Source organism: Fibrobacter sp. UWR4 (assembly GCF_003149045.1).
Lineage (GTDB): Bacteria > Fibrobacterota > Fibrobacteria > Fibrobacterales > Fibrobacteraceae > Fibrobacter.
Map to the genome: position 1 here is coordinate 1 of NZ_QGDU01000062.1, position 10,018 is coordinate 10,018.

A 10,018-nucleotide genomic window follows, 5' to 3' on the forward strand; every position below is an offset into this window, starting at 1 on the left:
TGTAGATGTAAAGATAGCCTACGAATGGGAATCGGAATCGAGAGAATCATCTAGCAAGGCTGCCTAAATGCTTCCACACATGTTGATGATGCCTCCATCTTTATCTTGATTTATTAAGTTTTTGGAATATTTTAAAAGAAAACCAAAATTCAGAATTTTCTTCAATGATTTTCAATCATTTTGTTGACAAACTATCTACAGAAACTCATGAATACGCTTACCTTGTAAAAATTTACTTGCTTATGAAAAAATACGGGCAGGATATAGCGATGTTGACGCAGACTTTCCTTCCAATAATACAAAAGAAATTGAGAGAAAATGAAATTGAGGCTAAGATTGTTGAAAATCATTTGCCATACGGCTTGAAAAAACAAGATGTGTTGGATATGCAGTAACAGCGATATTGTGTGTAAATTTGGCAATGTTTTGGCGCATCAACAACAGCCAGGACTCAAAGCAGGGCGTTGCATAGAGAACAATTCACCAAAAAGAAACTTATTAAAATGAGGAGCAAATACTTCATCTATGCTATGGAGAGTTTTCACATACCTTTTGTATTTTGCTATTTTTATGTGGACTTCTAGTAACGGAGATTAAAATAGAACCAAATTCGCGAAGCCGTTTAAGGACCTCCAATCTTTTTTTTATATTCCGTTATTTTAGGGAACATGGTTTCACACATTATTTCTTCTGGTAGATTTACTTGCCAATTTAGGTCTTCACTAGATTTTACGGTAATAGTCCATTTGGAATTGCTGTGACATGTTCCGTAGGATGTCTGATTTTCAATTTCGATTCCGTTTTCAATTTCTTTATATGTAAAATAGTTTGTGTTTATATCAAGCGTCAAAGCAAAACCAATTTCGTCAACAGTTCCCATTTTTTTGTTTTGCGTGAAAAATTTTTCTTGACAATCAACATATGTCTGCATAATGGTTTCCAATCTTTTTTGACCAATCATTCTGTAATTTGCAAGTTGATTTAAGCACTCCCCCGCCGAAACCAGCAGATAAAAACAACCTATGACAGGGACCATTATCTTCATCCATTTGGCAGCACCGTATGTAATTTTCTTTCTCTTGTTGAAAAACTTCCCCTGGCTAATATTCCACAAATCGCAAAAGCATAGGAACCTGATTGTTACAACGAAAGCGGGAGCAATAAGATAAAAATGCAAGGGGAACGCAAACATTCCGAAGTAACCATTCAAAAACGAATAGGTAAAAATTCCAAAAAGAAGATAGGCGATTCCTTTTAAATAATTCCCCGTCGCAAAATGATGCAATCCACATTCACCACCAAAAACGGTAAGCCAAAAAACAAGAGTTCCTTTCGATGAGGCTTTTTGTTCTAAAACAGTCGGTTTCAATTCCTCATGGGCTGGGATTTCTTTTTCGTTCTTCCCATAATTCAAATTTGGGGCATCGCACCATAGGCAGCGAGGCATGTCATCTTCATATTTTCGATTGCATTTTGGACAAATCAAGGTTTACCCTTAAAAGTTTGTATATCCATTACATCCAATATAACATTTATTTGAGTGTCGGATATTTTCCAGATCAGAGTTTATTCCATTCATAATATCTTGATAATCGTTATCAATTTTTATTTCAGGGATTTGGATTTCAATATCAATATTGTTTATTGGATTTTGAACCTGATCGATACTATGTTGAACTTGTTCTAGAGGTTTATTAAAATCCGTGTTTGTAGTGTTAATATTTCTTTCATACTCATAAGAATAATTTTTATAGGAAGTGCTCTTATTAAGATCTTTGGGGGCTGTAGTTCCAATTACCAAATTAGTCGGTTGAAATCCTGATGAAGTCCCTTGAAATTGTGAGATAAAAATAGAATTGGTTATTCCAGAATTGGATGTAGTATTGAAATCAAACAACATTTTTTCTCCAGCATCAGCAAGCCATAGTCCGTCTTCAACAATAGATTCGCCCATGAACATAATCCCATTTTCCATAGCCATTCCAACTTGATTCCAGCCTTTGACAAAAGAATTTGGACCATTTTCTAAATTTTTTGCAACATTACCCAATAACGTTTCGTGAGGTAATTCGTCAGATTCAACAATATTGTGTGCATTAGCCCCAATTTCAGCACCAACAAATCCCCAAAAATCTACCTTGCCATCATATCCAAGGCCATGACCGCTATCGTAACCAGAAATTAATCCATTCAAAAAACTAAATATTTCTTCTTGATAAATCGTTACATATACTGTGATAGTTGATAAAAAAGGAATTATAACAATTGGTATGGCGAGGTTTCCATCTTTATCTACATAATTTATTGGATTTTCACCGAAGTGAAAAGGATTGTCAAACTGCTTTACGGCATCTGGACTTATCCAAATGCCCAATACCGGGTCAAAATATCTTGCCCCGTAGTAATACAAGCCCACTCGCTCATTCAGTTCCTTGCCGGTATATTGTTCGGCGGGGCTGTCTCCAGACACCTTTATTTTCTTCTGCGCTCCATAAGGTTCATAAGAAAGTACATTGCCAGTTCCGTTTTCCACAAGGGTCATCACTAGCGATCCTTGGTAGTCCTTGACATACCACTCCTTCGACGAATCCGGCAAAATTCTACCCACGATTCCCGATTTGCCTGTTATCATTTTGTATTCGGTAACGGAACTATCATTTGCAACATAGGCCCTGCGGCGTTCCAGAATTTTCTTGCCACCTGCCATGATGTCGGTACGAATTGCCTGTAGTGAGTCATTTTCATACACAAATGTCGCAACACGCCAGCTGGAGGGATCGTAAATCATAACCTCGCGCCATGTTGAAGAATCAGAAGTCTGCACAAAGGAAACTGGCATTCCATAAGGGTCGTATTCCACAGACAGACTTTTGGAACTATCCGCAATCATGCGCCCCGAAGCGTCATAGGTAAAATTGTCTGTCCTGGAGGCATTCCTGGCAGAGTCAAGGGCGATTGTTCCCGTAACCCTGTTGAGCCTGTAGGAACCATCGTAATAGTTGTAGCCGAGCGTATTTCCACCATAGCCTTGCGTGAGCATGCGACCATTCTTATCAAAACTGAATGTAGCCTCCGGGGCAGAACCACTCCGCTTTACCATATTGCCGGGCATGTCATAGAGGAAGGTTGATACCCTGTTTCCAGAGGAATCAGCAATGCCGTATATAGTGGACAATCTGGAAATCATTCCGTCATAACGGGGCTGTTCATTTGCCGAAGCGGTCACATCCTCGTAATTCAATGTCTGTCGGAAAAGCGTATCGCCAGTAACTGTATTTTGAATATTCAGGGAAGTCACCTGTCCATGCAGATGATAGGCGTAATCCGTCTCCAGACGATCCCCGATTTTCACTGCAGAGACCTGTTCCAAGTCGTCATAGGTAAACTTGACTATGTTAAGTCCTTCGTCGTCGCGAATTGCGTCTATACGCCCTTTATCGTCATAACTATACCTGCGAATGTCGAGGATAGAGCCGTCGGCATTCGCTACAGTTACCCTGTATAGGCGAGAAAGGTTGTCGTATTCGTAGTTCTTTAAAACCACCCTGCGAGTTGAATCAATTTCAGCACCCGTATAGCGTATCGAAACAGTCTTACGGCCAAGGGAATCGTAACTAAAGAAGTCGGCAACCAAGGCGGCATCCGCTCCGATACGATTCACGACGAGAGGGTTGCGGGTCCACGCACAGGCCAATTTCCCACGAGTATTTTTTAAAGTCCTGCCGACAAAATAGCCTTCAAGCCTATCATTGTTGATTCTGTCAAGACAGGCGGAAAGGCTGTCGTAAGCGGAACCCGAATATTCCGTCTTTACACCTGGAACAGGCGATTGACTTTTGGCAATTCCCCTGAGCCTTGCGTCCGTCACCAGGTCAAGGATACTCTCGCCAATGGATACAATTCGCCCTTGAGCGTCGTATTCCTTGTAAGAAACTGCATTCCTGCCCCGTTGTTCCTCCGTCACGGAAATGCGGACGCTTCCAGACTTGGTGTAGTAGAATTTCTCGGTTCCAACATCGGGGCCTTCCGTAGAAACATTTCTTCCGGCGGCATCATAATCAGAAACGACGGCAAAGGCGGAATCATTCTGGTCAGCATCAAGCGGAGTAATCGTCCTGCGCAGGTTCCCTTCGCGGGTGTATTCGTACTTCTTTATCGCCCAGTGCCAATTGCGCATATTCAAGCCACTCGTATCCACTGCGAAAGCAGTCTGTACAAGCTGCCCCAGGAGGTTTTTCCAAGAAAGTGATAAGCGTCCTTCAACATTTCGACTATATGAAAGTGTGTAATTTTTTGGGGTACTTGTTTTTGAAAAGTCAAGCGACTGGGGAATATTCAGGTCTGCAACATAGGCGTAATCGGAAAATCCCACATGCGTTCCGTCCAGTTTCCATGGTTCGCCAGGCATGGAACTTTTAAGCAACCGTCCATCCTGCAGTGAATACTCGTTCTGGAGATATGCGTAGCCTGCGGCATCGGGACCGTCTCCATTCTGCGAAAAATAATCGTTTGCATGAATCAGCGAGGAATCGACATAGCCCTCCCGTTCCAGTTCAGCAACATAGGAATAATCTTCCTGATAGGCCCGACCAAGATTATCATAACGGGATTCCTTTACTATAAAACGCATGGCGGGATTGAAAAATAGGAATGACGATGCCGAGATATCCGACTCCTGCATCAGTTCCACATTTTTCGCATAGATAAGACCATGCAGGGCGCTCTGGTGTCCCAGCTCTATTTTTGCATTCGGAGCAACGAATACGCCAGCCAAGCCAGAAATCGTCCCCAGCCTAAGTGTAGATGACTGAGCAAGCCGCCATCCAATAAAGTAGCGGCTCGTGGAATCATAGGACATGATTGAATTGTCGCTTATTGACAAGGAGGAACGAACATGCATGACTACATTTCCCTGCGACAAGTCAAAACGCAATATGGCAGAAGGCTCTACAAAGAAGGTATCGAAATAGTAGTCGCCTGCGGAAAATCGCAATGTACTCCTTGCGCGAATCAGCCCATTTCCGTATTTGCCAGGAACAAGGGTTGAGTCAGCATCATTGGCGAGAGAAACATCCGATGTTCCTATGGGAAAATCTTCTGGCGGGAATGCACAAATGTCTGTCACGACATTTTGCACAGATTGCTGAACGAAAGTCTGGTTTCCTGTCCATAAGCTACGCCCGTAACTGACCTTTGCAAAGACAGAATCGCGGTCTCCCATGCGCACTGAATTCCTAGCAACTACTCCCAGTTCAGAAAGAGATGTGTCTCGAACATTAACATCATTATCAATGAAAATGGAATCTCCAGAACCAAGATTTCCACCATGAGATTTACTTCTTGCCCTGACTTCAAGTATCTCCGTCGCATAGGCAGTGAAGCCGTTCATGCATTCCGAGGGAAGGAGTTCGCTTGCAAATTCCCTGTGAACCAAAGCCTCGGCCATGTGACCTCGACCTAACCCATCAGAAAAGGAGATTCCCATGCCGACAGAGTTTCGTGTGCTTGCCGTTTTTCCCGGTTCCAGAATGACATCGTCAAAGAACATTGTCGAATTTGACGAATCAGAAAGAGAAATTCTGATATAACGAGTTCCTTCTGGAATGTTGAATGTATGGGAATATGGACTCCACTGGGTTGCTCGGGTATATTTTTTCCCGTCAAGATATGAAGCCTGGACACCCTTGTCGGAATAGAAATAGATTCTTGGCGAAACAACAGCCTTGTTCACATTGTATGCAAAAAGACTCAGCGTATAGACAGAATCCCCGTCAACGGGAACAAAATCGGACACTGGTCCACCCGTTGGGGATGTCATGCCTACATAGCTACCGGAAACAGGGCGTATTTCTTGACCATAGGCAGCCGTGATTTCCGTTCGTGAAAGTCGTTTCCCGTTCCAAGCATAGAAACCATCTTCAAAGCTCCAGTTCGGCAGCAGGTTGCCATGCGTAAAGGTAAAGTCGTAATCGCGAGCATGGGAAGTATTCTCGATGACCGTTGCCTTCGGAGGATTTGCCGAAGCTAATGTTGCAAGAACAGACACGCAAAGAAGGGTAAACAATTTATTCATTTGCTCCTCCCATGTTTTCTTTCAGCAGATGTTTTGCGTTATCCGTGAAAATTCTTCCTTTCGGATCCCTTGTAGCTCGACGACGATGGTTCTTGTCATAGACAAAATCATTCTTCTGGAAGTCCATTCCCATAGCGGAAAGAGGATGCCCTGCCCTGTCGTAAGATGTCATGGTAAACGCAGCCGACGACGGATAGGCGACGAAATCGTCCACATAGATTATTCGCGAGGCATCCCCTGTCGGAGTTCCAGTTCCGAGCCAAACTCTCAGATGGTCGTCCGCAGACGAGTCGGCAAACATCCCATTCGAAACCAGTTCGGAATATGGTATTTCTATTTCATAACGTTGCCACCTGTTTATTTTGAAAGGCTCTCTCACCGGATTGTAGCTTGCTATAGTCTTTGCGATTGTCTTATCCGCCCTGCGGAATTCCGTCATGAGCACTGGTTTTACCCCAGTAGAATACGCAAACGCCGATATTACATAGCTGTATTTATAACGATGCAATTCCTTGAGGCTGATATTCCGTGTAGGGCCATATCCATCCGTAACTTTGAACGAGTAAAGTCCGTCATATACCTGAACGCTATCGATTGTTGTCTGAGGCATCTCCCAACCATTAGGAGTTCCGTGTTCGGCGGTGCTTAGAGCCACATCAGCACAGGCGGCTCCGATAAACGATCCTGTCAAAAGTGACCTATGTCCTTCGAAAACATTACAGCTTGACCGTAAGCCCACATTGGTCAGTCGGACAGACTCTGTCACATGGCCATAGCTGTCTGTGGCAATTACAGAATCAGCCTTTTCCCATCCTGTTGAAATGGGGAAGGCTTGGCCTACTCGGATTGGCGCCTGCCATACATAACTGGATATCGCTGCACCAGGAAAATCGGAGGAATAGGAAACCTTGGATGCCGATGCGACACTATCGGCTAGGAACACTTGTGATGGATTTGAAGACTGAATTGCTGTCAAGGGACTTGTCGTAAACGGGACATAAGAGTATTGCGCAACAGGATTCTTGAAAATCACGCTGTCAGGATTACGATTCAGTTTCTGCCGTTCCAGAATTTTTTGAGAGAATAGGAAATACGGCCCGGACTGCCTTAAAGTTCCCATGAATTGCCCGGATTCGTTATCTAGCAAGACATTCTTATCGACAACGCTTATCTTGTTGCCTATCGGGTCAAAGGTGGTGCTAATCGTGGAATCAAGCAGGTTTACAACAAGGCCATTTGGCCAGTTCCGTCCAACACCGGAATCTAGGGCAAATACATTGCGACTCGAACTGCGCAACATTCCAGACCTGTCGTAGTGCCTGGTTTTCGAGAGTGTTCCCTGAAGATTTTTCTGATAGCCGACAAGCGTTTTCCATTTGAGGTCCGCAATAAAGTCATAACGGGTTTTTGTCACCGTATCGTTGCTGACGAATGCCACTGTGTTCACCACGGGTGCAATAAACTGAGCCTGTTGCGTATGGGCGTTGAATTCGACAATACCATTAGGCTGTACATACGTAAACTGGGTATATCGATTGGTGGAATCCGTCGATCTTTCTTTCCAATAGCGATCCACTACTGAATAATTTTGCGGTTTCCAGAAATTATGGCCTGAATACTGTGCAAGACCGATTAAATTTCTACTTGAATTAGAATCCACAACTGTTTTGGCCATCAAACGATTTGGCGCGGAATAGGATGTCTGCGAAGTTGTTGAATGGAAAGAATAGTTTAGAGGTTGTTCAAAGAATTTCGATGCAAGGAAAAATCGATCTTCTGAAAAATTGCGATGTAGACTATATCCACTGACATAGCAAAGAACTCCTTGAGGACATAATTTTCCGCCTTCAGTCAAACCTGTCTGATAAAAAACAATCGGGTCACTTTGCGAGAACTGCAAATCAAACACACTGCTGTCCAGTTCACTTGTACAATACGAAATCGGACTTGTAGGATCGCGGGGGATGCGAATCAAAAGGTTATGATAACGACCGTTTTGAATCACTGGGCGTGTGGAAGCATACCTTTCTTCCAGATAAAGCGCGTCCCTAGTCACTGAAACAAAGACATTGTCATTCGCTCCGTCAAACGGGAAAATTCCATTTCGATCTAGTTCAAAAAACACCCCTTCATTACTACGCTTTTTTCTCCAAAGGAATACATTGCCCTTCGCATTTGAAATTTCCACAACGAAATTATCCATGATGACAAATCGGTCCCCACAGAAAGCGTCTCCTCCGCATCGGTATGTTCCGTCATCCCAATGTTCGTTGGCCATCTCCTGAAATTTTTTCCCATCAAAAAACATTGAAACGATATATTCAGTATCACCCTTATTCAAGGTGACAAACAAGGTGTTTCCTGACAAGGCAATACCGTCAAGCCCCTTTTGAAAGTTCATTGTATAGGTAACGCCATTTATTTTTTTTTGAATCCCAAAATCCGGGAATATGGCTGCATTGCTGGTCAATTCGTCGAAGGAGCCATCTTTATATGCAAATACATTCAATACATCCTTATCGTTTTCACCAACAATAAACAATGTCGGAGATGCATCTATGGCAATAGCACTGGACCATTCTAGGCATGCATTAGAACTGCTGCGCACTTGATCTCCATAATCCGAAGTGTTGGAAAAACCACAGACAGACTTATCCTTAGGCAACAAAGTCCAATTCCCTGTTGACGGATGGCGAACTATGGGATAAATTCTGCGAATGTCCCCATCTTTTTCTACAACAAGAAAATAATTATCTTGTACTATGATATTCTCAATAGTTCCTGATAGCTCTGTAGGAGTTTCAAAAAAATCCCCTATCACAGAATTCTGCTGAACAAATCTGAAACCATTCCATTCATAAAAATTCAAATCACGACCTTCAACATCTGCCAGTATAAAATAATTGGAAGATATGAACAAGCGAGGCGCTATTTTCCCACTCATTTGAAAATTAAATGGAGAGGAGAAATAGTTTCCGTCATTGTGGTAAATTTGAACATAAAGATCTTGCCTGTCGCCCGATTTGGCATTTGTCAAAGTCGCATAACAAAATTCTTCTGTGCAGGAGACTCCATTACGATAATTTTCCCTTTCTGCGACAGGAATCTGTACCTGAGCACCCGAGATATTGCGCATGGTATCTGGATCGGAAGGTGATTGTGCGTCGGAAAGTAGATCAAATGAAATGTTGGTGTAGCTGAAATTGTCAACGGAATTGTCTGGAAGAACTATTTGATCTAATAAACCATTTGACGCATTGTAATGAAACGCCCACGAACGAGCTTCCCCTCCAATTATGGAATCCCTAACAGCCTGCAGATATCTTTTATCCGCAAAATCTTGTACATGGGAAATTCTTTGCGACAAGGCCAACTCCTCGTAGAAATTTCCTTGCACAAAGATCCTTATTTTTGAAAGATAACGGGTTTCGTAAAGTCGCTGAGAATCTTTAGATTCGGTAGTCCCGTACCCAGGATATTCTTCGGCATTCATCGATGAATACATCAACGCGATTGAATCAATCGTAGTTTCGCCGTTTCGCCAGTAAACGCTAGAAAGAGCACTCTCACGAGTATATGATTTTCCTTGGACAATGGTCTCCTGGACTTTTGAATATTCAAATTTTATTTCTGTTGTTTCGTTAAAATCGGTTACCTTAGACAAATCATAGCGGTATATAAACGGCGCCAACCCCACAGTATCCGCAGAATATGCGGTAATGACATTTCCACGACTTAATTGAGTCCTTTTGGAATTTTCTGTATTTCCAAAATACAGAGTTGTTCCGTCTGGCATAATGAATTTCCAGTCAGAGAAACGTTTTGACGAAACTGTTGGCTTAACTTTTATGAGGCATCATCAACATGTGTGGAAGCATTTAGGCAGCCTTGCTAGATGATTCTCTCGATTCCGATTCCCATTCGTAGGCTATCTTTACATCTACA

The 10,018-nt window shown here is 42.7% G+C and carries 4 protein-coding genes; 1 reads left to right on the forward strand and 3 read right to left on the reverse strand.

From position 1 onward, the window contains the following. The first annotated feature begins 164 nt into the window (after nt 1–164). Entirely contained in the window at nt 165–395 is a 231-nt protein-coding gene (locus tag BGX12_RS14745; protein ID WP_109736793.1) for a hypothetical protein, read from the forward strand. Nucleotides 396–622: 227 nt separating this feature from the next. Here the strand turns inward: BGX12_RS14745 and BGX12_RS14750 are convergent, their stop codons facing one another. Genes BGX12_RS14750 through BGX12_RS14760 form a run of 3 tightly spaced genes read right to left on the reverse strand, consistent with a single transcriptional unit; the run spans nt 623 to nt 9,869 of the window. Continuing rightward, complete coding sequence (locus tag BGX12_RS14750) at nt 623–1,447, reverse strand: TM2 domain-containing protein (protein ID WP_199220798.1); 825 nt, start codon at nt 1,445–1,447, stop codon at nt 623–625. Between the two features lie 48 nt (nt 1,448–1,495). Further along, nucleotides 1,496–6,073, reverse strand: coding sequence for an RHS repeat domain-containing protein (locus tag BGX12_RS14755; RefSeq protein ID WP_109736795.1), 4,578 nt, complete (start codon nt 6,071–6,073; stop codon nt 1,496–1,498). After that, nucleotides 6,066–9,869: a hypothetical protein gene (locus BGX12_RS14760; RefSeq protein WP_109736796.1), complete on the reverse strand. Its 3,804-nt coding sequence runs from the start codon at nt 9,867–9,869 to the stop codon at nt 6,066–6,068. Before BGX12_RS14760 ends, BGX12_RS14755 begins: the two co-directional genes overlap by 8 nt. Nucleotides 9,870–10,018 lie beyond the last annotated feature (149 nt).